Raw genomic sequence first — 26152 nt, forward strand, 5'->3', positions numbered from 1 at the left:
CCGCATCCCCGTACGCGCGGAGGATGCTCTCGCGCGCCCGGGTGCCGGACGGTCAGGCGGGGGAGGCGGCGCCCGAGACGGGGATGCGACCCGTGCGGACGATCCGGTCGAGCAGCGAATCGAAGTCGGCGGCGAGCTCCTGCGCGGAGTCGCCGGGCCAGATGTGCAGCGGCTTAGCCGCACCCTGCGCCTGCTGCAGGGAAGTGCGCTCGGGGAGCTGGGGGGTCAGCACGAGCGGCCCGAACATGTCGCGCAGTTCCTTGATGCGGAACTGGTGCTCGATGGACTGCGGGCGGACGCGGTTGACGACGATGCCGAGGGGCTGCAGGCGGGGGGACAGGCCGCGGCGGATCTCCTCGATCGCACGGAGCGCACGGTCCGCTGCCGCGACGGAGAAGAGGCCCGGCTCGGTCACGACGACGACGCGGTCGGATGCCGCCCACGCGGTGCGCGTGAGGGCGTTCAGCGATGGCGCGCAGTCGATGAGCACCAGGTCGTAGTCGGCCTCGATGGTGGCGAGGGCCTCCTCGAGCTTCCACACGTCGCGGACGCTCGGGTGCGGACCGTCGAAGTTGATCGCAGAGGGGCTGCCGATCATGACGTCGATCGTGCCGGGGTGCACCTTCGCCCAGCCGCTCGAGGTGATGGCCTGACGGACCACCTTCTCTTTGGGGTTGGCGAGGACGTCGGCGACGTTGAGCCGACCCGCCACCTGGATGTCCATGCCCGTCGACACGTCGGACTGCGGGTCCAGGTCGACGACAAGGGTCCGCACCCCGCGCGCGAACGCCGCGGAGGCGAGGCCCAGGGTCACGGTCGTCTTGCCGACGCCACCTTTGAGGGAGCTGACGGAGAGTACGTGCACAAGCGACTACGTTACCGTCCCCTAGGCTGTGAGGGTACTCAGCCCGTACCTCGGCGGCCCCGACGGAGTGGCCCCGCACCCAGTGAGGTGAAGAGCATGTTTCGCAAGATTCTGGTCGCCAATCGCGGAGAGATCGCCATCCGCGCATTCCGCGCCGCGTATGAGCTCGGGGCGCGGACGGTCGCCGTCTTCCCGTATGAAGACCGCTACTCGCTGCACCGGCTGAAAGCCGACGAGGCGTACCAGATCGGCGAGGTGGGCCACCCCGTCCGCGCGTACCTCGACGTCGACGAGATCATCCGCGTCGCGCTCGAGAGCGGCGCCGATGCGATCTACCCGGGCTACGGATTCCTGTCCGAGAATCCCGAGCTCTCCGCGAAGGCCGCCGCCCATGGGATCGCCTTCATCGGTCCGTCGTCGACGGTGCTCGAGATGGCCGGCAACAAGGTCACCGCCAAGCAGCACGCGATCGCCGCGGGTGTGCCGGTGCTGCGTTCGACGGAGGCGTCGGACGACATCGACGCCCTGGTCGCGCAGGCATCCGACATCGGTTTCCCGATCTTCGTGAAGGCCGTCGCCGGCGGCGGCGGTCGCGGGATGCGGCGGGTCGAGCACCCCGACGCCCTCCCGCCCGCGCTGTCGGAGGCGATGCGCGAGGCGGGCAGCGCATTCGGGGATCCGCGTGTCTTCCTCGAGCAGGCCGTGCAGCGGCCGCGTCACGTCGAGGTGCAGATCCTCGCGGATGCGGCGGGGAACACGGTCCACCTGTTCGAGCGCGACTGCTCGGTGCAGCGTCGCCACCAGAAGGTGGTCGAGATCGCACCCGCGCCGGGCCTCTCGGACGAGATCCGCCGCGACCTCTACGCGTACGCCGTCGCGTTCGCGAAGTCCATCTCGTACGTGAACGCGGGAACCGTCGAGTTCCTCCTCGAGACCGCCGGTCCCCGCGCGGGCGAGGTCGTCTTCATCGAGATGAACCCCCGCATCCAGGTCGAGCACACCGTCACCGAAGAGGTCACCGACGTCGACCTCGTGCAGTCGCAGATGCGCATCGCCGCGGGCGCGACCCTCGAGGACCTGGGCCTGCGCCAGGAGCAGATCCACCTGCGCGGCGCCGCCCTGCAGTGCCGCATCACGACGGAGGATCCCGCGCACGGCTTCCGCCCCGACACCGGCAAGATCACGACCTACCGCTCGCCGGGCGGTGCCGGCATCCGTCTGGACGGCGGGACGACCGCGGCCGGCTCGCAGATCAGCCCGCACTTCGACTCCATGCTGGCCAAGCTGACGTGCCGGGGGCGCGACTTCGAGGCCGCGGTCGTCCGCTCCCGTCGCGCGCTGGCGGAGTTCCGCATCCGCGGTGTGTCGACGAACATCCCGTTCCTGCAGCGGGTGCTCGACGACCCGGCCTTCGCCGCCGGCGACCTGAGCACGGCGTTCATCGACGAGCGGCCCGAGCTCGTGCAGGGTCGTGAGTCGAAGGACCGTGGCTCCAAGATCGTGTCCTGGCTCGCGGACGTGACGGTCAACCGCCCGAACGGCGACAGCCCGGTCCACACCGACCCCGCCGCGAAGCTGCCGGTCGTCGACCTGAATGCAGCCCCTGCCCCCGGGTCGCGGCAGCGTCTGCTCGAGCTCGGCCCGAAGGGCTTCGCCGAGGCGCTCCGCGCGCAGGACGGACTCGCCGTCACGGAGACGACCTTCCGCGACGCGCACCAGTCCCTGCTCGCGACCCGGGTGCGCACGAAGGACCTCGTCCGCGTCGCCCCGCACGTCGCCCGGCTCACTCCGCAGCTGCTGTCGGTCGAGGCGTGGGGAGGTGCGACCTACGACGTCGCCCTCCGCTTCCTCGGCGAGGACCCGTGGGAGCGTCTCGACGCCCTCCGCTCCGCCCTGCCGAACGTCGCGATCCAGATGCTCCTGCGCGGTCGCAACACTGTCGGCTACACGCCGTACCCGACGAAGGTCACGGATGCGTTCGTCGCGGAGGCCGCGGCATCCGGTGTCGACATCTTCCGCATCTTCGACGCGCTCAACGACGTCAGTCAGATGCGGCCCGCGATCGAGGCGGTCCTCGCCACCGACACCGCCGTCGCCGAGGCGGCGATCTGCTACACCGGCAACCTCCTCGACCCCGCCGAGGACCTGTACACGCTCGACTACTACCTGCGGCTCGCGGAGCAGGTCGTGGACGCCGGCGCCCACATCCTCGCGATCAAAGACATGGCGGGGCTGCTGCGTCCGGCTGCCGCGGCGCGGCTCGTGTCGGCCCTGCGGGAGCGCTTCGACCTGCCGGTCCATGTGCACACCCACGACACGGCCGGCGGTCAGCTGGCGACCCTCCTCGCGGCCAGTGCGGCCGGAGCGGATGCCGTCGACGCCGCCGCCGCGCCGATGTCGGGCACGACGAGCCAGCCCTCGCTGTCGGCGCTGGTCGCCGCCCTGGCGGACACGGAGCGCGACACCGGACTCGACCTGCAGGCGGTCTCGGACCTGGAGCCGTACTGGGAGGCGGTCCGCAACCTCTACGCACCGTTCGAGTCGGGGCTGCCCGGCCCCACCGGGCGCGTCTACCACCACGAGATCCCCGGCGGCCAGCTCTCGAACCTGCGTCAGCAGGCGATCGCCCTCGGGCTGTCGGAGGACTTCGAGCTCATCGAGGACATGTACGCCGCGGCCAACCGGATCCTCGGCCGTGTCCCGAAGGTCACGCCGTCGTCGAAGGTCGTGGGCGACCTCGCCCTGCACCTCGCGGCCGTGAAGGCCGACCCGGCTGACTTCGAAGCGAACCCGGAGAAGTACGACGTGCCGGACTCGGTCGTCGGCTTCATGGCCGGCGAGCTCGGCGACCTGCCCGGCGGCTGGCCGGAGCCCTTCCGGTCGAAGGTGCTCGCGGGACGCTCCGTGAAGGTGGGCGTGACCGACATCTCCGCAGAGGATGCCGCGGCTCTCGACGCGGACTCGGCGACGCGACGCGAGAAGCTCAACCGGCTGCTCTTCCCCGCTCCGACGAAGGCGTTCCACGAGGTCCGTGACACGTTCGGCGACCTCAGCGTCCTCGACACCATCGACTACCTGTACGGGATGAAGCCGGGCCAGGAGCACGTGGTCGAGATCGAGCGGGGCGTGCAGCTCTACGTCGGTCTCGAGGCGATCGGCGAAGTCGACGACAAGGGGATGCGGACGGTCATGGCGACCCTGAACGGTCAGCTGCGCCCGGTCACCGTCCGCGATCGCGCGGTCGCCGTCGAGGCCCGCCAGGCCGAGAAGGCCGACACGTCGAAGCCGGGTCAGGTCGCCGCACCGTTCTCGGGTGTCGTCACCGTGAAGGCCGACGAGGGCGCGAAGGTGCGCGCGGGGGAGCCCGTGGCATCCATCGAGGCGATGAAGATGGAGGCGGCCATCACCGCCCCCATCGACGGGGTCGTCGAGCGCATCGTGATCGCCCCCACCGCGCAGGTGGAGGCGGGTGACCTTTTGCTCGTCGTCCGTCCCGCGGACTAACCTGGTTCGTCGGGCTTTCCGAGGCCCCAGATCCACCAGGAGTGACCCCCGTGATGCGTGAGCGCGACAACGAGATGTCCGAGGACGTCGACAACGGTGTGCTCGAGCGCACCGACAACCTCGAGACGACCGGCATCGGCATCGTCGACGGGACGACGGCCCAGATCGACCTGACGCTCCCGGCGCTCGCGGACGATGACGACGACTACGTCGACGACGACGACATCGCCCCGGTCGGGAATGACGAGGCCGAGCGGACCTCGGACGACGGCCACGACGAGGCATCCGTCGTCTCCGCATCCCGGAGCGAGGACGAGACTCCTGCGCCGACAGCCGACACCCAGGGCGACATCGTCGACGCGGAGGTCGTCCCGGCGACGGTCCCTCCGGTGACGGGGGTGACCCGGCGTGCGATCCACCATCCCGCGGGAGCCGACAAGCACGCCCTCGAGCGTGTGCGCGGGGTCCGCGTCGACGAGGAACCCCTGCAGTCCCGCCGCCTCGACCAGCTCTCGGCCGACCGCGAGAGCCCGGACCTGCTCACCGCCGATCGGCTCATCGACCGGTCCCGCGTCGCCGCGCCCGAGCCCGAAGGCGCCTGGCAGCGTCTCGTCTACACCGCGAGCTTCCGTCGGGTCCTCCTCGCGGAGAGCCCGAAGGTCCGCGCACGCAAGGAGCTCGACCGCCGCATCACCGCGCCGCTCACCGGCGGAGCGAAGTTCGTGCCCGTGCTCTCGCGCAAGGGCGGCGTCGGGAAGACGAGTGTCACCACTCTGCTCGGGATGGCCCTCGCCGACGCGCGCGAGGACCGCATCATCGCCGTCGACGCGAACCCCGACCGCGGCACCCTCGCCGAGCGGATCGAGCGCACGAGCGGCAAGACTGTGCGCGACCTCGTCCGTGCGCGCGCCGACGTGACCGGGTTCAACGACCTCTCCGGGATCGTCGCGCGGGACGAGACGCGCCTCGACATCCTGGCCTCCGATGCCGACCCGCACCTGTCCGAGGCGTTCAGCGACCGCGATTACCACGACGTCGCCGCCATCGCCGCCCACTACTACTCGATCGTCCTCACCGACAGCGGCACCGGCATCGTGCACTCCGTCATGGACGCGACCCTCGAGCTCGCCGACCAGATCCTCATCGTCGCCGGACGCAGCGTCGACGAGGCCAAGCTGGCCTCCGAGACGCTGTCGTGGCTCGAGACGAATGGGTACGGCGAGCTCGCCCGCAACGCCGTGGTCGTGCTCAACACCTCCCGGCCGGGGGCGAGCCTCATCAAGCCGAGCGAGCTCGAATCCCACTTCCGCAGCCGCGTGCGCGCGGTCGTGACCATTCCGTACGACGCGCACATCGCGACCGGCGGTCCGATCTCGTTCCGCGAGCTGGCCGGCGCGACGCGCCTCGCCGCCCGCGAGCTGGCGGCCGTCGTCGTCGAGGGGCTGCGCGCGGCGGGAACGGTGCGCTGATGGCGGTCCGTCCCATCCGCCTGTTCGGCGACCCCGTCCTGCGGTCGGTGTGCGCCCTCATCGAGGACATCGACGAGGGCGTCGTCAGCCTGGTGTCGGACTTGGTCGACTCCGTCGCCGAACCGGGTCGTGCCGGCGTCGCGGCGCCGCAGATCGGTGTCGGCGTCCGCGCCTTCAGCTACAACGTCGACGGCGTCATCGGGTACATCCTGAACCCCACCCTCGAGGTCGCGGGCGATCCGGTGCCGACGGGGGAGGGATGCCTCTCGGTCCCCGGTCTCTGGCACGACGCCCTCCGTCACCCCTGGGCGCGAGTCACCGGCATCGACCTGCACGGTGATGAGCTCGTCATCGAGGGGGAGGGGCTGCTCGCACAGGCGCTGCAGCACGAATGCGACCACCTCGACGGGATGCTGTACCTCGACCGCCTGCCGAAGGACGTCCGGCGCCAGGCGATGCGCGAAGTGCGCGAGTCCGACTGGTTCTGACGCGCACATGACGAAGGGCCCCGGATCGCCGGGGCCCTTCGTCGTGTGAGGGGGTGCGGGTCAGTTCCCGAGGGAGATGTTCGTGGTGGACACGTTCGCCTGGTACAGCTCCTCGATGTCGCCGGCGAAGTCCGAGAGGATCACGTTCCGCTTGATGCTCATCTTCGGCGTCAGGTGACCGGATGCCTCGGTCCACTCGGTGTCGAGGATCACGAACTTGCGGATCGACTCCGCGCGCGAGACCGCCTTGTTGGCCCGGTCCACCGCGGACTGCACCTCGGCGAGCACCTTCGGGTGCGTGATCACCTGCGACATGGGCATGTCGGCGGCGAGTCCGTTGTTGGACATCCAGGTCGGCAGCATCTCGCGGTCGAGCGTGACGAGGGCGCCGATGAACGGCTTCTGGTCGCCCACGACGACCACCTGCCCGACGATGGGGTTCGCGCGGATGGGGTCCTCGAGGACGGCGGGGGCGACGTTCTTACCCCCGGCCGTCACGATGATCTCCTTCTTGCGCCCCGTGATGGTGAGGTAGCCCTCGGAGTCGAAGGTCCCGATGTCGCCCGTGCGGAACCAGCCGTCGTGGAAGGCCTCCGCGGTCGCCTCGGGGTTGCGCCAGTACTCCTTGAAGACGTTGATGCCGCGGACCTCGATCTCGCCGTCCTCGCCCAGCCGGACGCCGACGCCGGGGAGCGCGGGGCCCACCGTGCCGATCTTGGACTTCGTGGCGAGGTTCACGGTCGCCGGCGCGGTGGTCTCGGTGAGCCCGTAGCCTTCGAGGATCTGCACGCCGAGGCTGTGGAAGAAGTGACCGAGGCGCGGCCCGAGCGGCGCCGATCCCGAGACGGCGTGCGTCACACGCCCGCCCATCGCGGTGCGCAGCTTGCTGTAGACGAGGCGGTCGAAGAGCGCGAACTTGATCTTCATCCCGAGCGGGATCTTCTCGCCGTCCTGCAGGCGGCGGGAGTGCTCGACGGCGACGGCCGCCGCGGCCCGGAAGATCTTGCCCTTGCCGCCGGCCTCCGCCTTCTGCTCGGCCGAGTTGTAGACCTTCTCGAACACGCGCGGCACCGCGAGCAGGTACGTCGGCTTGAACGAGCCGAGTCCGGCGAGCAGCTTCGTCGTGTCGGGCTCGTGGCCCGTCTTCACCCCGGCGTGGATGTTGAGGATCGAGATGAACCGTGCGAACACGTGCGCGAGGGGGAGGAAGAGGAGGGTCGCGGCCCCGGGCTGCTCGACGACCTCGTGGAGCGCCTTGGCGGAGTTGCGGGAGAGCTCGACGAAGTTCTTGTGGGTGAGGACGCAGCCCTTGGGCCGGCCGGTCGACCCCGACGTGTAGATGAGGGTCGCGATGTCGTCGGCGTTGGCCAGCGAACGGCGGCGCTCGATCTCGTCGTCGGTGATCTCGGTGCCCCGTGCGCGCAGGCTGTCGAGGTCCCCGGTGCCCATCGTCCACACCTCACGCACGAGCGGGACCTCCGAGCGGATCTCGGCGACACGCTCGGCGTGGGTCGCGTTCTCGACCACCATGGCCACGGCGCCCGAGTCGGTGAGGATCCAGTTGATCTGCGACGCGGAGCTGGTCTCATAGACCGGCACCATGACGGCTCCTGCGAAGAAGAGCGCGAAGTCGACGAGGGTCCAGTCGTAGGTCGTCCGTGCGAGGAAGGCGACCTTGTCGCCGGGCTGGATGCCGCTGGCCGCGAATCCCTTCGCGAGCGCGATCACTTCGCGGTGGAACTCCGCTGCGGTGACGTCTCGCCATCCGTCCCCGTCCGGGACGGCGAACAGGGCCAGCGACGGCGTCGCTTTCACCCGCTGGACGAGGATGTCCGAGGTGTTCGCGGTCGGGTCGGCGGGCACAACGGCGGGGACGTCGAATTGTACGGCGCTCATGGGCGGCAACTCCTTCGGTACCGGGTGGCGTCAGGTGCGACCGAGTCTAGGCCATCGTGATCCTCGATCCCACGGCCGCGGCGGCCCGTCGCGCCCCGTTAGACTCACGGATGCCGTGCGCCCGCACGCGCGGAGGGGAGTGGTGTGCTTAACGTCGGCATCGACATCGGTGGGACCAAGATCGCCGGAGGCATCGTCGACCCGGACGGCACGATCGTCGACCGGCGCCGTGTCCCCACCCCCGCCGATCCCCACGCGCTGGCGGACGCCGTCGCCGCCATGGTGGACGACCTCGTCACCGACCGGGTGGTGCACGCCGTGGGCGTGGCCGCGGCCGGCTTCATCGATGCGAGCCGGTCCGTCATCCTGCACGCCCCCAACATCGACTGGACCGACGAGCCGCTCCGCGACGAGCTGGAGCGACGCATCGGACGTCCCGTCACCCTCGAGAACGATGCCAACGCGGCCGGGTGGGGCGAGTTCCGCTTCGGTGCCGGTCGGGACGTCCGCGACATGGTGATGATCACCCTGGGCACGGGCGTGGGCGGCGCCGCGATCATCGACGGCGAGCTGCTCGTCGGCGGCAACGGTATCGGCGGCGAGCTCGGCCACATCCGCTTCGAGCGCGGCGGCCGCCCCTGCGGCTGCGGTCAGAACGGATGCCTCGAGCAGTACGCCTCCGGGCGCGCCCTGCAGCGCGAAGCGGCGGACATCGCGGCATCCGGCGCTCTCGGCGCGGGCCTCGCCGCCGCGCGGACCGCCGACGGGATCGTGCCGGCAGCGGCCATGGAGCGACTCATCGCGGACGGCGACGCCGGCGCCCTCGAGGCGGTTCACCGCGTCGCGACGGCCCTCGGTGAGGCGTGCGGCGGCTTCCAGGCCGTCCTCGACCCGGCCCTGTTCGTCATCGGCGGCGGTGTCGCCGACCTGGGGGAGCGGCTCCTCCACCCGGTGCGCGAGGCATACGCGACGGCGCTGCCGGGCTACGGCGAGCGACCGGTCGCATCCTTCGCCATCGCCACCCTCGGCAACGACGCCGGCCTGATCGGCGTGGCCGACCTCGCGGGTGGCCGGGTCTGAGATGGTCTACTGGGTCCTGAAGTACCTCATCATCGGACCGATCGTGAAGGCGATCTTCCGTCCGTGGATCGTGGGTCGGAGCAACATCCCGGCGACCGGGGCCGCCATCATCGCCAGCAACCACCTGTCGGTCAGCGACTCGATCTTCCTGCCGTTGATGATCGACAGGCCGATGTCCTTCCTCGCCAAGAGCGATTACTTCACGGGTAAGGGGCTGAAGGGCTGGGCCACGCGCGTCTTCATGCAGGGGACCGGCCAGATCCCGATCGACCGCACGGGCGGCAAGGCCTCCGAGGCATCCCTGAACACCGGACTCCAGGTGCTCGGTCGCGGCGACCTGCTCGGGATCTACCCCGAGGGCACCCGCAGCCCCGACGGCAAGCTGTACCGCGGCCGCACGGGCCTCGCGCGGATGGCGCTGACGGCGCGCGTCCCGGTGATCCCGGTCGTCATGATCGGCACCGACGACGTCATGCCGATCGGCCGGTCGATCCCGCGGGTCGGCCGGGTGGGCATGGTCATCGGCGAGCCCCTCGACTTCAGCCGCTTCCACGGCATGGAGTCCGACCGCTTCGTCCTGCGCTCGGTGACCGACGAGATCATGGTGGCCCTTCAGCGCATGGGGGAGCAGGAGTACGAGGACGTCTACGCCTCCACGGTGAAGCACCGGCGCCCGGCATCCGCGTCCTGAGCTCTCGCTGCGCCGTCGCGGCCCTCCGTCACACGGCCGGGGGCGCCGTCCGCCGCCGCTAGAATTGGCGGATGCCCACTCCTCTCGACCACTGGCGCTCGCTCCCGATCAAGCAGCAGCCGTTGTGGCCCGACGCGGATGCGGTCGCCGCCGTCTCCGCCGAGATCGCGACCCTTCCGCCCCTCGTCTTCGCCGGCGAGGTCGACAATCTCCGCGCCCGCCTGGCGAACGCCGCCGCGGGCCAGGCCTTCCTGCTGCAGGGTGGCGACTGCGCCGAGACCTTCGCGGGTGCCACGGCGCAGCAGATCCGCAACCGCATCAAGACGGTCCTGCAGATGGCCGTCGTCCTCACCTACGGCGCGTCGATGCCGGTCGTGAAGATGGGGCGTATGGCGGGTCAGTTCGCCAAGCCGCGCTCGAGCGACACCGAGACGCGCGGCGACGTCACCCTGCCCGCGTACCGCGGCGACATCGTCAACGGTTACGACTTCACCGAGGCCTCGCGCACCGCCGACCCGCAGCGGCTCCTGAAGGGGTACCACACGGCGGCGTCGACACTGAACCTCATCCGCGCCTTCACGCAGGGCGGGTTCGCGGACCTCCGCGAGGTCCACAGCTGGAACCAGGGCTTCGCGAAGAACCCCGCGAACCAGCGTTACGAGCGTCTCGCGGGCGAGATCGACCGGGCCATCAAGTTCATGGAGGCCGCCGGGGCGAACTTCGACGAGCTGCGCGGCGTGGAGTTCTACACCGGTCACGAGGGTCTGCTCATGGACTACGAGCACCCGATGACGCGCATCGACTCGCGCACGGACACGCCGTACAACACGTCGGCGCACTTCCTGTGGATCGGGGAGCGCACCCGCGACCTCGACGGCGCCCACGTCGACTACTTCTCGAAGATCCGCAACCCCATCGGGGTCAAGCTCGGACCGAGCACGTCGCCCGAGACAGCCTTGGCCCTCATCGACAAGCTCGACCCCGAGCGCGAGCCGGGGCGGCTCACCTTCATCACGCGGATGGGCGCCGGCAAGATCCGCGACGCGCTCCCGCCGCTGCTCGAGGCGGTGAAGGATGCCGGTGCCACGCCGCTCTGGGTGACCGACCCGATGCACGGCAACGGCATCACGACGCCGACCGGCTACAAGACGCGTCGCTTCGACGACGTCGTTGACGAGGTCCGCGGCTTCTTCGAGGCGCATCGCGCGGTCGGTACGTTCCCGGGCGGCATCCACGTCGAGCTCACGGGCGACGACGTGACCGAGTGCCTGGGCGGTTCCGAGATGATCGACGAGGCGACCCTCGCGACGCGTTACGAGTCGCTGTGCGACCCGCGGCTGAACCACATGCAGTCGCTCGAGCTCGCCTTCCTCGTCGCCGAGGAGCTCGGCAACCGCTGACGAGGCGACACCAGGGCCCGGCGGTGATCGACCGCCGGGCCCTCGTCGTCTGCGAAGAACGGATGCCGGGGATCAGCCGAAGGGCTGGAATTGCGGTGTGAGGCTGACGGTCGTGCCGGGGCGCTGCAGCGTCCCGCCGTCCGGCGTCATGGCCTGCACCCGGTAGACGTCCCAGTAGCGTCCGCCGAGCGGGAGTTCGAGGTCCTGGATGTTCGGGTTGACCTCGAATCCGGCCGACTGCAACCGGTCGACGGCGGTGCGCACCGTCTCGCCGACGACGTTGGGCACCTCGACGGGGCGCGGGCCGTCGGAGACGACCAGCGTCAGCTTCTCGCCCTGCTGCCAGGAGCCGCCGCCGGGTCGATCGGCGACGCGGATGACGAGGTCGTCGGCGACGTCGTTGCTGTACTCGCGGGTCTCCTCGACCTCCATCCCCACGTCCCGGAGGGTCTTCGCGGCCTCGTCCGCCGGCGTTCCGGCGACGTCGGGGAGCGGGCCGAGCGAGACGCGGAGCTCCGCCGTCGAGCCCTGAAGGACCGAGCAGCCCTCGGTGCATTCGACCGGATCCGGCGATCCCGCCTGAGTGACGTAGACGCGGACGACCCGGTCGGCCGCGAAGCTCGTGAAGTAGTTCTTGGTCTCGGCGACCGTGATGCTGTTCTCCCGCAGGAGCGACTCGACCTCGGCGCGCGCCCGATCCTGCAGGGCCGGCAACTCGGCGGTGGCGGGACCGGCGGAGATCTGCACCGTCACCGGGGAGTCGCGGTCGACGAACTCGCCGGTGCCGGGGTCCGTCCCGATCGCCTTCCCGGCGGGGACCTCCAGGCTGTGGACGTCACTGCGGCGGGCGACGAGGGTGTTCTCGGCCAGCAGGTCCTCGGCGTCGTCGAAACTCATCCCGACCACCGTCGGGACGGCGACGAGTGAACCGGGACCGCTGCCGAACCACCATCCGGCCAGGCCGGCACCGGCGGCCAGCACGAGGACCACGGCGAGCAGCCAACCGCCCTTGACCGCGTTGCGGTGCGTGCGTCGCCGCAGGCGGGTGGCGTTGTCGACCTCCGTCGTGACGCTCGGTGCCGTGAACGTGCCGGGCATGACGCGGGTCACCTCGTCGGAGTCGAGCGAGTCGTCGACGACGACCTTCGTCCCGGTGGGGGTGGAGCGCACCACCTGCGGGAACACGCCCAGCTGCTTCTCGATCTCGCGCAGGCGGTCGAGCATCTCGCGCGCGTCGTTCGGACGGTCCTCGGGCGAGCGCTCGGTGGCCCACAGCACGAGCTCATCGAGCTGCTCCGGCACGGCGGGGTTCTTCACGCTCGGGCGCGGAACCGAGTGGGTCGCGTGCTGGTAGGCGATCTGCATCGGCTGCTCGCCCTTGTAGGGCTGTTCGCCCGCGAGCATCTCGTAAAGCATGATGCCGAGCGCGTAGATGTCGCTGCGGGCGTCCGCCGTCCCCCGCGTCACCAGCTCGGGCGCCAAGTAGGCGATCGTCCCGAGCAGCATCTGTCCGGTGGCGGTGTTCGCACTCGACGCGCGGGCAAGGCCGAAATCGCCGATCTTGATCCGGCCGTCCTCGGCGAGCAGGACGTTCTCGGGTTTCACGTCGCGGTGCACGATCCCCGCGCGGTGCGCCGCCGAGAGACCCGACAGGATCGCATCCATGATCGTGATCGTCTGGGGGAGCGTGAGCCGCTTCTGCTCGCGCAGCAGCTCGCGCAGCGTGATCCCGGGGAGGTACTCCATGACGAGATACGCCATCTCGCCGTCCTGGCCCTGATCGAAGACGTTGACGACGTGGGGGTCGGCGAGACGCGCGGCCGACCGTGCTTCCTGGATGAAGCGGTTCTGGAAGACGGTGTCGTCGGAGAGGTGGCCGTGCATCACCTTGAGCGCGACGCGCCGCTCGAGCCTCAGGTCCGTCGCGACGTACACGGTGGCCATGCCGCCTCGGGCGATGCGCCCGCGGACCCGGTACCGGCTGTCGACCAGGCGGCCGATCAGCGGGTCGGTCTGCGGGGTGGCGTTCACGTCAGAAGTCTACGGAGCGGACCCTGCGAGCCCGGGTAACGCCTCACCCCCGGAGCCGGTCGGCCGACGAAATCACCTGTACGTCTCGAGCCAGCGGTACGCCTGCGCCTCCCAGGGGCCGTACCGTTCGGGGTAGGCGGAGATCTGCACGGCCTGGGCCGCGTCGCCGAAGGCCATGTCCTCCCACCCCTCGATGTCGAGCAGGCCGCGGGTCCGGTCGCCGTTGGGGTCCGCGGAGCCGCCGTAGAACGCCGCCGCGGACCGTCGCGGGTCGCGGATCTCGGCCACCGAGCCCCAGCCCGCGCTCGGGCGCTGCTGGAAGAGGCCGACCGAGTCGCGGTCGCCGCCGTCGAGGTTGCGGATCCAGGACTCCACCATCGCCGTGGCCAGGGCGATCGCGATGCCGTCGCGCGAGACGCCGCGCTCGCGTCCGACCGCGATGATCGTCTTGACGTTGGCGATCTGCTCGGCGTCCAGGGCGACGGAAGCCGCGCCACTCGAGGCGGGGGAGGGCGCCGCGGCGGTCGGGATGCGGAGCTTCTGTCCCGGATAGATGATCGAGCCCTCGTCCAGGCCGTTGGCGGCGAGCAGTCGCCCGAGGCTGACACCGCTGCGCTGCGCGATCGCCCAGACCGTCTCGCCCGCGGACACCTCGTGCACGGGGCCGGCTTTCTCGGGTCGGGGTGCGCTGGGGCGGGAGGCGGCGGTAGGAGTGGCGGCCACCGACCTGATCGTCAGCTTCTGCCCCGGGTGGATCATCGTCGACGATCCCAGTCCGTTGGCCCGAGCGAGGGCGGCGACGCCCATGCCGTGGCGGGTGGCGATGGACCAGAGGGTGTCGCCCCGCTTCACCGTGTAGGTGGATGCCGGACCCGCCGCTGCCGGTGTGCGCCCGGCATCCCGCCCCGAGCTCTTCGGTCCGAGACGGAGGACGTCACCGGGTCGGATGATCGACCGCCAGCCCAGGCCGTTCCAGGCCAGGACGTCGGCGGTGCGCACGCCGTTCGCCGCGGCGATGGCGCTGACCGTGTCGCCCCGGGCGACGACGTGGGTCTTCACGGCCTTCCGCGCCGCCGGGCTGCCGACGACGGTGGCCGCGGTGGCGGACTCGGTCGCGGATCTGGCCGTGACGGGTTCCGGGGTGTTCCGCCGGGGCTCCTCGGCCTGTGCGGCGTCCATCGGCAGGAGCGACATCGAGAGTGCTATCGAGCCGATGACGGCAGGGGTGCGCTTGTCGCGCAGGGCGGTGGACAGGAGGTCGTTACGGCGCACAGGTGTTCCTTCGTTCGGTCCCAGCTCGTCGATCCCCCCCGCAGAACCGTGTCACGGCCGTGTTGCTGGTGTCAATGGATGAGGCGCATGTGACTTGTGTGATGAACGCCGCGTCGGCGCGGATGCGATAGTGGAGGGGTGAGTTCTGACGCGATCGTGTCCACTGATTGGCTGAGTCTTCCCGAGCTGGTCGAGCTGACCGGCGAACCCCTCGGACGCGTGCGCCGGATGCTCGACGAGCACCAGCTGATCGCGTCGCGGCGATTCGGGGCGCCTCGGGTCCCCTCCGTCTTCCTCGTGGACGGAGCGCCGATCTCCGCCCTCCGGGGGACGATCATCGTCCTGCAGGACGCGGGGTTCTCGGACGACGAGGCGATCGACTGGCTGCTGGCGCCCGAGGACTCGATCGGCGTCGCACCGATCGATGCCCTCCGGCAGGGGCGCAAGAGCGAGGTCCGTCGCGTCGCGCAGTCCTTGGCCTGACCCCTCGCGGGGTCTGACGCCGGGGCGGTCGTCGCTCAGGCGGTGCGGACGGTCGCCGCGCGCGCCAGGTCGCGGAGTTCGCTGACGGCTGCGTGCCCCAGGCGTGCGCCGCGGAAGGCACGGTCGGCCTCGGCTGCCCATCCCGCGATCCGATCCTCGACGCGCGCGAGCGCACCGGTGTCGACGATCGTCTGCTGCAGGTGCGACACCTGTTCGGGCGTCAGGTCCCGGTCGCCGATCAGCTCGTCGAAGACGGCGAGGGCCCCCGGTGCCAGGGCGGCCCGGGTGTAGGCGACGAGGAGCGTCCGTTTGCCTTCGCGCAGGTCGTCTCCCACGGGCTTACCCGTGACGGTCGTGTCGCCGAAGACGCCGAGCACGTCGTCCCGCAACTGGAAGGCGAGGCCGACGGGGTGACCGAACGCGGCGAGGGCGGCGTACTGGTCGTCGTCCGCGCCTGCGAGCACCGCGCCGAGCTGGAGAGGATGCTGCACGCTGTAGCGCGCGGACTTCAGCGACGCCACGCGCAGGGCGCGGTCGGGGTGCGTGTCGACGGGCGCGACGACGTGGACCGACTCCTCGGCGATGTCGAGGAACTGACCGACGGTGACCTCCCGGCGCATGCGGGCGAACTCGGCGCGCGCGCGGGCGGCGGCGCTCGGTTCGGCGGCCAGCAGGCCCTCTTCGAGGAGGTCGTCGCTCCACGCCACCAGGAGGTCGCCCAGGAGGATGGCCGCCGACGTGCCGAAGCCCGCCGCGTCGCCCGCCCAGCGGCCTGCGCGGTGCGCCGCCTCCCACGCGCGGTGGGCGGCGGGGCGCCCTCGGCGGGTGTCGGAACGGTCGATGACGTCGTCGTGCACGAGGGCGGCGGCGTGGAAGACCTCCAATGCCGCGGATGCCGCGGTCACGACCTCCGGCACGTGGCCGGGCGCGGGCGCCTCGGCCGTGGCCACCGCGCGCCATCCGGCGAGGCAGAAGCGGGCGCGGAAGCCCTTCCCGCCGGTGGCGGCGGCGGCGCCGGAATCCACGAACGACCGGGCCTCCTCGCCGAAATCCGCGACCGCATCGCGCTGCGCCTGCAGGAACCTCTCGACTCGCTGGGAAACGGCCACGATCGGGTCGGGGGAAGAGGACACGGGCCTAGCCTAGTGATCGCGCGCACGCGTACACTTGATGGACCGACCCGAGGGGGATGCATGCCACTGTCAGAGCAGGAGCAGCGTCTGCTGGACGAGATGGAACGCCATCTCATGCGCAACGACGCCGATGTTGTCAGCGCGGACCGGGGCGCGGCCCCCCTCAGCTATCGCAACATCGTCTACGGGTCCGTCATCGTCCTCCTCGGCATCGCCGGGCTCGTCGTCGGCGTGGCCACGTCCCTCGTCGTCATCGGCGTCATCGCCTTTGTCGTGATGGTGGGCGGTGTCGTCCTCGCCTTCACCCCGGCTAAGGGTGCCGCTGCAGCCCGGGCCGCGACGGGGTCGCGCAAGCCGCGCGCCGCGAAGGCGCCGGCATCCGCCTCCTTCATGGATCGCATGAACGACCGGTGGGATCGACGCAACGACGATCGATGATCTGAGTTCCTCCACACTCCTCCACTTCTGAAGCACCGACCTCCGGGTCGGTGCTTTTTTTGTGCCCTCGCAGGGAGCGCGGGCGGGGCCCGCCCGGCGTGGCCGACCCCGATGAGCGCAGACGAGAGCGCATCGGGGCGGGAATCTGTCGCGGAGTGGAGGAAAGTGGAGTAAAGTGGCGTCATCCTGGAGCGGGCCGGACGAAGGGGGTGACCGAGCGATGTTGTTGGGCACCCACACCCCGAAGCTGGACGACAAAGGTCGGGTCATCCTGCCGGCGAAGTTTCGCGACGACCTCGGCCCCGGCGTCGTGATCACCCGCGGCCAGGAGCGCTGCCTTTACGTCTTCAGCTCGGCGGAGTTCGAGCGGGTGTACGAGCGCATCCGCGAAGCCCCCTTGACCAACAAGCAGGCGCGCGACTTCCAGCGCATGTTCCTCTCCGGCGCGAGTGCGGAGAAGCCCGATTCGCAGAACCGGATCACGATCCCGCCGCACCTTCGGACCTACGCGGCTCTGGAGCGCGAACTGGTCGTGACGGGTGTCGGCGCGCACGCCGAGATCTGGAACGCCGATGCCTGGAACGCCTACGCGGACAGCAACGAAGACACGTACTCGGACATGGAGCAGGAGGTGATCCCGGGACTCTTCTGATCCTCGACCGCGACTCCCAGCCGCTCGCCCTGACGCACTTCCCCGGCGCCAGGTCGGAGCGGATGGGGATCGGGGCCGAGGGCCTCTGCAGAACCGAACGCACCATGGCCTACGACGACATCCACACCCCCGTCCTCCTCGACCGCTGCGTCGAGCTGCTCGCACCCGCGCTCCAGCGCGACGGCGCCGTCGTCGTCGACGCCACCGAGGGCATGGGCGGCCACTCCGAAGCGCTCCTCGAGCGCTTCCCCCAGGTGCGGCTGATCGGCCTCGACCGCGACACCGACGCCCTTCGGATCGCGGGGGAGCGGCTCGCCCGGTTCGGGGACCGCGTGACCCTCGTCCACACCGTGTACGACGACATCGCCGACGCGGTGCGCAGCGCCGGAGCGACGAAGGTCGACGGCATCCTGTTCGACCTGGGGGTGTCCTCCCTCCAGCTCGACGAGGCGGACCGCGGGTTCGCGTACGCGAAGGATGCCCCGCTCGACATGCGGATGGACCAGACCGCCTCGACCACGGCGGCCGACATCGTCGCCACCTACGGTGAGGGCGACCTCCGCCGGATCTTCGAGCGGTACGGCGAGGAGAAGCTCGCCGGCCGGTACGCCCGAGCCATCATCGCCGCGCGCGAGGAGGCGCCCATCGACCGTTCCGCCCGCCTCGTCGAGATCCTCATCGCCGCGACGCCGGTGGCCGTGCAGCGCGAGCGCAGCGGTCACCCCGCCAAGCGTGTGTTCCAGGCGCTGCGCATCGAGGTCAACGGCGAGCTCGCGGTGCTCGAACGCGCCCTGCCCGAGGCCCTCGGCATCCTGCCCGTCGGCGGTCGCATCGTCGTCATGTCGTACCAGTCCCTCGAGGACCGCCTCGTCAAGCGGGTGTTCGCCGAGGCGACGCGGTCCACGGCGCCGGCGGGCCTCCCGATCGAACCACCCGAGCACGCCCCCCGCTTCCGCCTCCTCACCAAGGGCGCCGAAGTGGCATCAGACGAAGAGAAGTCCCGCAACCCGCGCGCCACACCGGTGCGTCTGCGTGCGGCAGAGCGAGTGAGGGAGGCGTCATGACCGTTCCGGCCCTGGCCACCACTGCCATCGACAGCGCAGGCGATGAGGTCGTCCTCGGTTCGGCGGCACCGGTCCTCCGTCCGCTGGGTCGCCCCGGCGTCGGCATCGCGCCGCAGCCGCGACGCCGTCCGCGGCTCGTGTTCGGCCTCGTCGCGGTCGCCGGCGCCCTCGCCATCGCCGGTGTGCAGATGGGGCTGTCGATCGTCACGACGCAGGGCGCCTACGAGGTCAAGGACCTCACGGCGCAGCAGCGGGACGCGAACTACCAGAAGCAGATCCTCGAGGAGGAGATCGCGGGGCTCAGCTCGCCGCAGTTCCTCGCCGCCAACGCCGCCGCCCTCGGCCTCGTCGCCGGCGGCGAGCCCAACTACCTGCGCCTGAGCGACGGCGCGACCCTCGGTCCGCAGAAGGGCGCGTCGGATGCCTCCTCGATCGAGGCGCTGTCGCGGGCGGCGGTCTCCAACGCCCTCGTTGCGGATGTCCCGCTCGTGACGGACCCCGAGGCGAGCCTGGACTCGGGTGTGTCCATCGACGAGGACCTGCTGGCCAATACGCCGACACCCCCCTCGATCACCGACGGACTGCCGACCCCCAGCACACACTGAGAACATGACGACACGAGCAACCCGAGGCCCGCGCCGTCGCACCGTCGTCGCCCTCGCCGTCGTCCTGGTGGTCCTGGTCTCCTTCGTCGTCCGCCTGGTCGACATCCAGATCGTCAACGCGAGCCAGCACGTCGGCGACGCCTTCAGCAAGGGGATGCGGGTCACCTCGAAGCTCGAGGGAGCGCGGGGAACGATCGTCGACACGAACGGCACCCCGCTCGCGACGAGCCTGCTGCGCTATGACGTGATCGTCGACCCGATGCTGGCTGAGAAGGGTATGTCCCTGCGCGACGAAAACGGTTCCCTCGTCAAGGAGGACGACGGCAAGACGGCGGTCCGTGCGACGTGGCCGGAGATCGCGGCGCAGATCGCCGAGATCACTGGCCAGGATGCCGCCGAGGTCCAGGCCATCGCCGACGACGCGATCGCGAAAGACGCGGGTTCGCGCTGGGCGCGGATCAAACGATCGGTCCCCACGGCGGAGTTCCGCGCCCTGGCCGACCTGCAGATCCCTTTCATCTCGTTCGACCCGGTCGCCTCGCGCGCGTACCCGAACGGCGCGGTCGCGGGCAACATCCTCGGTTTCGTCGGTTCCGACGGCAAGCCCCTCGAAGGCGTCGAGTCGCTCCAGAACTCCTGCCTCGCACCCACCGACGGCAGCATCCGCTATCAGAAGGGCGCCGACGGGGTGGTCATCCCCGGAACGGCGGTCGAGCAGCCCGCGAAGAACGGCGGCACCCTCGCCCTCACGATCGACGCCGACCTGCAGTGGTACATGCAGCAGCTCATCGCCGAGGAGACCTCGCGCTACCAGGCGGACTGGGGCGGGATCATCGTGATGGAGGTCGCGACGGGCAAGATCCGCGCGCTCGCGGAGACCCCCACGGTCGACCCGAACGATCCCGGCGCCAGCGAGCCTGAGGACCGCGGATCGCGGCTGCTCCGGTTCTCCTTCGAGCCGGGTTCCACCTTCAAGCCGGTCACTGCGGCGACGGCGATCGAGCAGGCCGGCGTGACGCCGGAATCGACGGTCAGGGTGCCCGACCGGATGGTGTTCGACAACGGCGCGGTCGTCAACGACTCCGAGAACCACGCGACCGAGAACCTGACGCTCAACGGCGGTCTGGTCACCTCGTCGAACGTCGCGATGTCGCAGTTCGGCGGCATGGTCGACCCGCAGACGCGGTACGAGTACCTGACCAAGTTCGGCGCCGGTCAGCCGACCGGTCTGGACTGGTCGGGTGAGCCGAAGACGACGATCGCCCCCGCGGACACGTGGGACAACCAGACGAATTACGCGACCACCTTCGGGCAGGCCTTCACCGTCACCGCCGTCCAGGTCGCCAGCGCGTACCAGACGTTCGCCAACCACGGTCTGCGGATGCCGGCATCGCTCGTCGAGTCCTGCACGAAGCCCGACGGCACCGTCGTCGAGCCGAAGCTCGCCGCCCCTGAGCAGGTCATCAAGAAGGAGACCGCCGACGAGGTCTCGCTCATGCTCGAGAACGTCTTCGCGCAGGGGACGCTCGCCGACGACATCGCCCTCCCCGGCTACCGGATGGGCGGCAAGACCGGCACGGCGCAGATCTCCGACGGCAAGGGCGGATACAAGCCGAACCTGTACTTCACGTCCCTCGTCGGCTTCGCTCCCGCCGAGGATCCGAAGTATGTTGTCCTGACGGTCTTCGACGAGCCCAAGAAGCAGCGGATGTCGTCGGCCAACCGCTCGGTGTTCAAGAAGGCGATGGCGCAGGTGCTCACGCACTACCGCGTCATGCCGTCGGGCTCGGAGACCCCCCTCCTGCCCGTCACAGGCTGAACCCGAGCGCACGAGGAGACACCCCAGCATGATCCGGATGACGCTCGCCGAGGTGACGCACGCCGTCGGCGGCACCCTTCAGCTCCACGGCACCGACACCCCGGAGACCGTCGTCTCGGGCACGGTCGACACCGATTCCCGCGAGATGGGGCCCGGCTCCGTCTTCGTCGCCAAGCCCGGCGACGCGACCGACGGCCACCTGTTCGTCGACGCCGCCGTCACGGCGGGGGCGTCCCTCGCGATCGTGCAGCGCCCCGTCGGCGCGCCGGTCTCGCAGATCGTGGTGCCCGACGCCGTCGCCGCCCTCGGCGCCCTCGCCCGTGAGGTGGTCGCCCGCGTCCGCGCGCACGGAGGCCTGCAGGTGGTGGGGATCACCGGGTCGAACGGCAAGACGACGACGAAGAACCTGCTCGCCCGCATCCTGCAGGACGAAGCCCCCACCGTCGCCCCCCGGGCGTCGTTCAACAACGAGGTCGGCGCTCCGGTGACGATGCTGCGCGTCACGGAAGACACCCGCTTCCTGGTGAGCGAGCTCGGGGCGTCCCGTCCCGGCCGCATCGCCGAACTGGCCGGCCTCATCACGCCCGACATCGGTGCCGTCCTCATGGTGGGCCTCGCCCACGCCGGCGGGTTCGGCGGTGTCGAGGCGACGCAGAAGGCGAAGACCGAACTCGTCCAGGCGCTCCGTCCCGGCGGCACGGCCGTCCTCAACGCCGACGACGCCCGCGTCGCGGCGATGGCCGCCGTCGCCGAGGAGCGCGCCGTCGCCGTCCGCTGGTTCGGGCGGGGCCCGTCGGCCGACGTGCGCGCCGAGGACGTCGACGTCACGGCATCCGGCACGACCGCGACGATCCTCGTCGACGGTCGGCGCCTGCCGCTGCACCTGCGGGTGCTGGGTGAGCACCACGTCATGAACGCGCTGGCCGCCATCACCGTCGCCCAACTGCTGGGGGTGGATCCCGCCGATGCCATCGAACGGATCGGCACGGTCGAGATCGCCGAGCGCTGGCGGATGCAGCCGCTCGGGAGCGAGCGCGTGCGTGTCATCAACGACGCCTACAACGCCAGCCCGGACTCCATGGCCGCAGCCCTCCGTACCGTCGCGCAGATCACCGCACCCGGGCAGCGCAAGGTCGCCGTCCTCGGGGCGATGACCGAACTCGGTGAGCAGGCGGGGGAGGAGCACGACCGCATCGGACTCCAGGCCGTCCGCCTCCGCTACGAGCGCATCGTCGTGGTCGGTTCCGCCGCCCGGCGCCTGTACCTCGCCGCCATCAGCGAAGGCTCCTGGGACGGTGAGGCCGTGTTCTTCGAGACCGCCGATGAGGCCTACGACTACCTGATGACCGAGCTCCGCGACGGCGACCGGGTTCTCGTGAAGTCCTCGAACGCGGCGGGGCTCAGGTTCCTGGGCGATCGTCTGGGAGAATCGTTCTCGTGAGATCCCTGCTGGCCGCTGCGACGATCTCGCTGGCATTCACCCTGTTCCTCACGCCCTTGTTCATCCGGGTCTTCCGGAAGATCGGGTGGGGCCAGGTCATCCGCACGCCGGAGGACATCAACAACCCGAGCCACCACACCAAGCGCGGGACGCCCACGATGGGCGGCATCGTCTTCATCGTGGGGACGATGGTGGGCTTCTTCGTCGGCAGCTACACGGGGGGCACGGAACCCACCGTGTCCGGCCTGCTCGTCCTCTGGATGATGGTGGGTCTCGGCATCATCGGCTTCATCGACGACTACATGAAGGTCCGGTCGCAGCGCAGCCTCGGGCTCTCGGGCTGGCGCAAGATCGTCGGACAGGTGGCCGTCGCCGTCCCGTTCGGCGTGATGGCATTGAACTTCCCGAACCAGTACGGCGAGACCCCGGGCTCCGCCTACATCTCCTTCTTCCGCGACATCCCGACGCTCTCCTTCATGGCGCTCGGGGCGGTCGCCGGATGGATCCTCTACCTCCTGTGGATCTCGTTCATGTCGGTGGCCTGGTCCAACGCGTCGAACCTCACCGACGGCCTCGACGGTCTGGCGACCGGTGCGGGGATCTTCACCGTCTCGGCGTACAGCTTGGTCACGTTCTGGCAGCTGCAGCAGCGCTGCCACTCCGCCGCGCTCGCCACCGAGTACACCGCCGCCTGCTACGACACCCGCGACCCGATGGGCCTGACGATCGTCGCGGCATCCTTCGTCGGAGCCCTTGTCGGCTTCCTCTGGTGGAACGCGCCCAAGGCGAAGCTGTTCATGGGTGACACGGGCTCGATGGCGATCGGCGGCGTGATCGTCGCGATGGCCGTCCTCAGCCGCACCGAGATCCTCTCGGTCATCCTCGCGGGCGTCTTCATCATCGCCCCGGCCTCGGTGATCCTGCAGCGGTATTACTTCAAGGCGACCGGTGGCAAACGCCTCTTCCTCATGAGCCCGTTCCACCACCATCTCGAGATGCGCGGGTGGCCCGAGATCACGATCGTCGTCCGGATGTGGGTCATCGCCGGCATTTTCGCGATCTTCGGTGTCGCCCTCTTCTACGTCGGCTGGCTGGCCGCCGTATGACCGCCGACCTCCGCCGGCTGACGAGCTGGCACGCCGACTGGTCGGGGCTCCGGGTCGTCGTCCTCGGGTTGTCGATGACGGGATTCTCCGTCGCCGACACGCTCGCCGAGCTCGGCGCCGACGTCCTGGTCGTGACCGAGGACGCCGCCGAGGAGTATGCCCGACTCGTCCCCGTCATCGGGGCGCGGATGTGGCAGGGCCCGCTCGACACCGTCCCCGAGGAGCTCACGGCGCACCGTCCCGACGTCGTCGTGGCCTCGCCCGGATTCCCGCCGCACCACCCCGTCGTCACGTGGGCCCGCGAGGCGGGTGTCGCTGTCTGGGGCGACATCGAGCTCGCCTGGCGCGTCCGCGACAAGGTGCTGCGCGCCGACGGGTCGCCCGCGGACTGGGTGCTCATCACGGGGACGAACGGCAAGACCACCACGACGCAACTGACGGCCACGATGCTCGTCGCCGGCGGCCTGCGGGCAGCGCCGTGCGGCAACATCGGCGTCCCGGTGCTCGACGCGGTGCGCGACCCGGCCGGGTTCGACGTGCTCGTCATCGAGGTCTCGAGCCACCAGCTCTGGTACCTCGGCCTCCAGGACGGCGACGACCGCGTCTCGCCGTACGCCAGCGTCTGCCTGAACCTCGCCGCCGACCATCTCGAATGGCACGGGTCCTTCGACGCGTACCGCGACGCGAAGGCCGTCGTCTACCAGCTCACCCGGGTCGCCTGCGTTTACAACAAGAGCGACGTTGCGACCCGCGAGATGGTCGAGGACGCGGAGGTGATCGAAGGATGCCGCGCCATCGGCTTCGATCTCGGCGTCCCGGGGCCGAGCGATCTCGGCGTCGTGGACGGCATCCTCGTCGACCGTGCGTTCCTCGAGGAGCGGCGCACCAACGCGCTCGAGCTCGCGACCGTGGCGGAGCTCGCCGACGCCGGGCTCGCCGCTCCGCACGTCGTTGCGAACATCCTCGCTGCCGCCGCGCTCGCCCGGTCCCTCGACGTCCCGCCCGCGGCGATCCGCGACGCTCTCCGTGGCTTCCGCCTCGACCCGCACCGGATCGAGGTCGTGGGCGTCGCCGACGGTGTCACCTGGATCGACGACTCCAAGGCGACGAATCCGCACGCCGCGGCATCCTCCCTCCAGGCGTACCCCGGCGCGGTCTGGGTCCTCGGCGGGCTGCTGAAGGGCGTCGACATCGACGACCTCGTCGCCGCGCGCGGTCCCGGGGTGAAGGCCGCGATCGTCATCGGCGTCGAACGGTCCACGATCGTCGCGGCATTCGCGCGACACGCGCCGGCGGTGCCGCTGTTCGAGGTCGATCACGCTCAGACTGAGGACGTCATGACCGAGGTCGTCGCGTTGGCGTCGGACGTCGCGCAGGACGGAGACGTGGTCCTCCTCGCTCCGGCTGCGGCATCGTTCGACCAGTTCGCCTCGTACTCGGATCGCGGCCGGCGCTTCGCCGACGCGGTGAACGCACGGATGGGAAAGGACGCCGGTGACGACCACGACCGACCGTCCGGCCCCGTCGGATCCGGCTGACCGCGGCTCCTCCGCCTTCACGGCGCGCGTCGCCCTCGGCAAGGTCTTCGCGCCGGTCCCGAGCGAGTTCCTGCTCATCGCCTCGACGGCGCTGATCCTCACGATCTTCGGACTCGTCATGGTGCTGTCGGCGACGATGGCCACGTCCGGCGAGGGCGGGCCCTTCCAGACCGTCATGCGGCAGGCCATGTTCGCGATCCTCGGCGTGCCGCTGATGTTCGTGTTCAGTCGCTTGCCAGTGCTGTTCTGGAAGCGGATCTCGTGGATCGCGCTGGGCCTCGCTCAGGCGTTCCAGCTGCTCGTGTTCACCGGGCTCGGTTACGACTTCGACGGGAACCGCAACTGGATCTCGATCGCGGGTGTCCAGGCGCAGCCGTCGGAGTTCCTGAAGCTGGCCTTCGCGCTCTGGCTCGGGTACGTCCTCTATCGCAAGCACACCCTCCTCGGCCTGTGGCGTCACGTCTTCATCCCGGTCGTCCCGGTCTCGATCATGGTCATCGGCTCAGTGCTGGCAGGTAAGGACCTCGGTACGGCGATGATCCTCGTGCTGATCCTGCTGGGGGCGTTGTTCTTCTCCGGAGTGAAGCTCCGGGTGTTCATCATCCCGGTCGTCGCCGCCGCCGTCGTCGTCGCTGTCCTGGCGCTCACGAGTGCGAACCGCATGGCGCGCATCACGAGCTTCCTCGACCCGAACTGCATCGACGACTACTACGACGGCTGTTACCAGCCTCTCCACGGGATCTGGGGTCTGGCGAGCGGCGGTGTCTTCGGCCTCGGGCTCGGCAACTCCCGCGAGAAGTACGCGTGGCTGCCCGCGGCATCCCACGACTACATCTTCGCGATCGTGGGCGAGGAACTCGGCCTCATCGGGTGCATCGTCGTGCTCGCGCTGTTCACGTTGTTCGCGGTCGGCGCCTTCCACGTCATCCGCAAGACCCACGATCCGTTCATCCGCATCGCCGCCGGCGGCATCACCGTCTGGATCGTCGGGCAGGCGCTCATCAACATCGGCGTCGTGCTCCGGGTGTTCCCGGTGCTGGGTGTGCCGCTGCCGTTCATGTCACAGGGTGGTACGTCGCTCGTCTCGGTGCTGATGGCGTGCGGGGTGCTCCTCGCCTTCGCGCGGACGCTGCCCACCTCGGCGCCGGTCACCGCTCCGACCCGCCGGTAGGCTCGA

The 26152-nt window shown here is 70.2% G+C and carries 21 protein-coding genes; 16 read left to right on the forward strand and 5 right to left on the reverse strand.

All coding sequences use genetic code 11. From position 1 onward, the window contains the following. Nucleotides 1–52: 52 nt before the first annotated feature. A complete protein-coding gene (locus ACPEH2_RS09880; protein WP_064002359.1) occupies nucleotides 53–865 on the reverse strand; it encodes a ParA family protein in 813 nt (270 codons plus the stop codon). 96 nt (nucleotides 866–961) lie between these two features. Here ACPEH2_RS09880 and ACPEH2_RS09885 point away from each other — a divergent pair, with 96 nt between their 5' ends. From ACPEH2_RS09885 to ACPEH2_RS09895, 3 genes are read left to right on the forward strand one after another with little or no spacing between them, the layout of a single operon-like run. Continuing rightward, the gene (locus tag ACPEH2_RS09885; RefSeq protein ID WP_359919207.1) at nucleotides 962–4369 is read left to right on the forward strand and encodes a pyruvate carboxylase; all 3408 of its coding nucleotides are present in this window, start codon (nucleotides 962–964) and stop codon (nucleotides 4367–4369) included. Between the two features lie 53 nt (nucleotides 4370–4422). Further along, nucleotides 4423–5838 carry a MinD/ParA family ATP-binding protein gene (locus tag ACPEH2_RS09890; protein WP_217531336.1) on the forward strand — a complete coding sequence of 472 codons (1416 nt, stop codon included), beginning with the start codon at nucleotides 4423–4425 and terminating at the stop codon, nucleotides 5836–5838. After that, nucleotides 5838–6326, forward strand: coding sequence for a peptide deformylase (locus ACPEH2_RS09895; protein ID WP_217531269.1), 489 nt, complete (start codon nucleotides 5838–5840; stop codon nucleotides 6324–6326). The genes ACPEH2_RS09890 and ACPEH2_RS09895 overlap by 1 nt, the downstream gene beginning before the upstream one ends. A 60-nt stretch (nucleotides 6327–6386) precedes the next feature. Here the strand turns inward: ACPEH2_RS09895 and ACPEH2_RS09900 are convergent, their stop codons facing one another. Further along, entirely contained in the window at nucleotides 6387–8222 is a 1836-nt protein-coding gene (locus ACPEH2_RS09900; protein ID WP_359919209.1) for an AMP-dependent synthetase/ligase, read from the reverse strand. Between the two features lie 144 nt (nucleotides 8223–8366). On the opposite strand from ACPEH2_RS09900, the gene ACPEH2_RS09905 reads away from it, so the two are divergent. The 3 genes from ACPEH2_RS09905 to ACPEH2_RS09915 all read left to right on the forward strand — a co-directional run bounded on the left by ACPEH2_RS09905 (nucleotide 8367) and on the right by ACPEH2_RS09915 (nucleotide 11393). Next, nucleotides 8367–9302 (forward strand): ROK family glucokinase, encoded by a 936-nt coding sequence (locus ACPEH2_RS09905; protein WP_217531271.1) that lies wholly within the window; start codon nucleotides 8367–8369, stop codon nucleotides 9300–9302. Between the two features lies 1 nt (nucleotide 9303). Then, nucleotides 9304–9993: a lysophospholipid acyltransferase family protein gene (locus tag ACPEH2_RS09910; protein WP_064002354.1), complete on the forward strand. Its 690-nt coding sequence runs from the start codon at nucleotides 9304–9306 to the stop codon at nucleotides 9991–9993. Nucleotides 9994–10064: 71 nt separating this feature from the next. Beyond that, nucleotides 10065–11393 carry a class II 3-deoxy-7-phosphoheptulonate synthase gene (locus ACPEH2_RS09915; protein WP_064002353.1) on the forward strand — a complete coding sequence of 443 codons (1329 nt, stop codon included), beginning with the start codon at nucleotides 10065–10067 and terminating at the stop codon, nucleotides 11391–11393. Nucleotides 11394–11465: 72 nt separating this feature from the next. Here the strand turns inward: ACPEH2_RS09915 and pknB are convergent, their stop codons facing one another. Beyond that, on the reverse strand, nucleotides 11466–13424 hold the full coding sequence (pknB, locus tag ACPEH2_RS09920) for a Stk1 family PASTA domain-containing Ser/Thr kinase (protein WP_359919212.1): 1959 nt from the start codon (nucleotides 13422–13424) through the stop codon (nucleotides 11466–11468). Nucleotides 13425–13496: 72 nt separating this feature from the next. Beyond that, nucleotides 13497–14618, reverse strand: coding sequence for a LysM peptidoglycan-binding domain-containing protein (locus ACPEH2_RS09925; protein ID WP_423718660.1), 1122 nt, complete (start codon nucleotides 14616–14618; stop codon nucleotides 13497–13499). A 234-nt stretch (nucleotides 14619–14852) separates the two neighbouring features. Here ACPEH2_RS09925 and ACPEH2_RS09930 point away from each other — a divergent pair, with 234 nt between their 5' ends. Then, nucleotides 14853–15179 carry an Rv2175c family DNA-binding protein gene (locus tag ACPEH2_RS09930; protein WP_217531338.1) on the forward strand — a complete coding sequence of 109 codons (327 nt, stop codon included), beginning with the start codon at nucleotides 14853–14855 and terminating at the stop codon, nucleotides 15177–15179. A 35-nt stretch (nucleotides 15180–15214) separates the two neighbouring features. On the opposite strand, the gene ACPEH2_RS09935 is transcribed toward ACPEH2_RS09930, so the two are convergent. After that, the gene (locus ACPEH2_RS09935; protein WP_359919216.1) at nucleotides 15215–16312 is read right to left on the reverse strand and encodes a polyprenyl synthetase family protein; all 1098 of its coding nucleotides are present in this window, start codon (nucleotides 16310–16312) and stop codon (nucleotides 15215–15217) included. A gap of 60 nt (nucleotides 16313–16372) precedes the next feature. Here ACPEH2_RS09935 and ACPEH2_RS09940 point away from each other — a divergent pair, with 60 nt between their 5' ends. The 9 genes from ACPEH2_RS09940 to ftsW all read left to right on the forward strand — a co-directional run bounded on the left by ACPEH2_RS09940 (nucleotide 16373) and on the right by ftsW (nucleotide 26146). After that, the gene (locus ACPEH2_RS09940; RefSeq protein ID WP_217531274.1) at nucleotides 16373–16750 is read left to right on the forward strand and encodes a DUF3040 domain-containing protein; all 378 of its coding nucleotides are present in this window, start codon (nucleotides 16373–16375) and stop codon (nucleotides 16748–16750) included. 220 nt (nucleotides 16751–16970) lie between these two features. Further along, nucleotides 16971–17402, forward strand: coding sequence for a division/cell wall cluster transcriptional repressor MraZ (gene mraZ / locus ACPEH2_RS09945; RefSeq protein ID WP_064002348.1), 432 nt, complete (start codon nucleotides 16971–16973; stop codon nucleotides 17400–17402). 62 nt (nucleotides 17403–17464) lie between these two features. Further along, nucleotides 17465–18466 (forward strand): 16S rRNA (cytosine(1402)-N(4))-methyltransferase RsmH, encoded by a 1002-nt coding sequence (gene rsmH / locus ACPEH2_RS09950; protein WP_423718638.1) that lies wholly within the window; start codon nucleotides 17465–17467, stop codon nucleotides 18464–18466. Next, nucleotides 18463–19071 carry a hypothetical protein gene (locus ACPEH2_RS09955; protein ID WP_359919220.1) on the forward strand — a complete coding sequence of 203 codons (609 nt, stop codon included), beginning with the start codon at nucleotides 18463–18465 and terminating at the stop codon, nucleotides 19069–19071. The genes rsmH and ACPEH2_RS09955 overlap by 4 nt, the downstream gene beginning before the upstream one ends. Nucleotides 19072–19075: 4 nt before the next feature. Next, nucleotides 19076–20890, forward strand: a complete 1815-nt coding sequence (locus ACPEH2_RS09960; protein ID WP_359919222.1) for a peptidoglycan D,D-transpeptidase FtsI family protein — start codon at nucleotides 19076–19078, stop codon at nucleotides 20888–20890. A 28-nt stretch (nucleotides 20891–20918) separates the two neighbouring features. After that, complete coding sequence (locus tag ACPEH2_RS09965) at nucleotides 20919–22331, forward strand: UDP-N-acetylmuramoyl-tripeptide--D-alanyl-D-alanine ligase (RefSeq protein WP_253034501.1); 1413 nt, start codon at nucleotides 20919–20921, stop codon at nucleotides 22329–22331. After that, nucleotides 22328–23437, forward strand: coding sequence for a phospho-N-acetylmuramoyl-pentapeptide-transferase (mraY, locus tag ACPEH2_RS09970; protein WP_064002343.1), 1110 nt, complete (start codon nucleotides 22328–22330; stop codon nucleotides 23435–23437). The genes ACPEH2_RS09965 and mraY overlap by 4 nt, the downstream gene beginning before the upstream one ends. Continuing rightward, nucleotides 23434–24975, forward strand: a complete 1542-nt coding sequence (murD, locus tag ACPEH2_RS09975; RefSeq protein ID WP_359919225.1) for a UDP-N-acetylmuramoyl-L-alanine--D-glutamate ligase — start codon at nucleotides 23434–23436, stop codon at nucleotides 24973–24975. Before mraY ends, murD begins: the two co-directional genes overlap by 4 nt. Next, a complete protein-coding gene (gene ftsW / locus ACPEH2_RS09980) occupies nucleotides 24932–26146 on the forward strand; it encodes a putative lipid II flippase FtsW (protein ID WP_217531280.1) in 1215 nt (404 codons plus the stop codon). The genes murD and ftsW overlap by 44 nt, the downstream gene beginning before the upstream one ends. The last annotated feature ends 6 nt before the right edge of the window (nucleotides 26147–26152 follow it).

It is taken from the genome of Microbacterium sp. NPDC064942, assembly GCF_049545525.1.
Lineage (GTDB): Bacteria > Actinomycetota > Actinomycetes > Actinomycetales > Microbacteriaceae > Microbacterium > Microbacterium gawkjiense.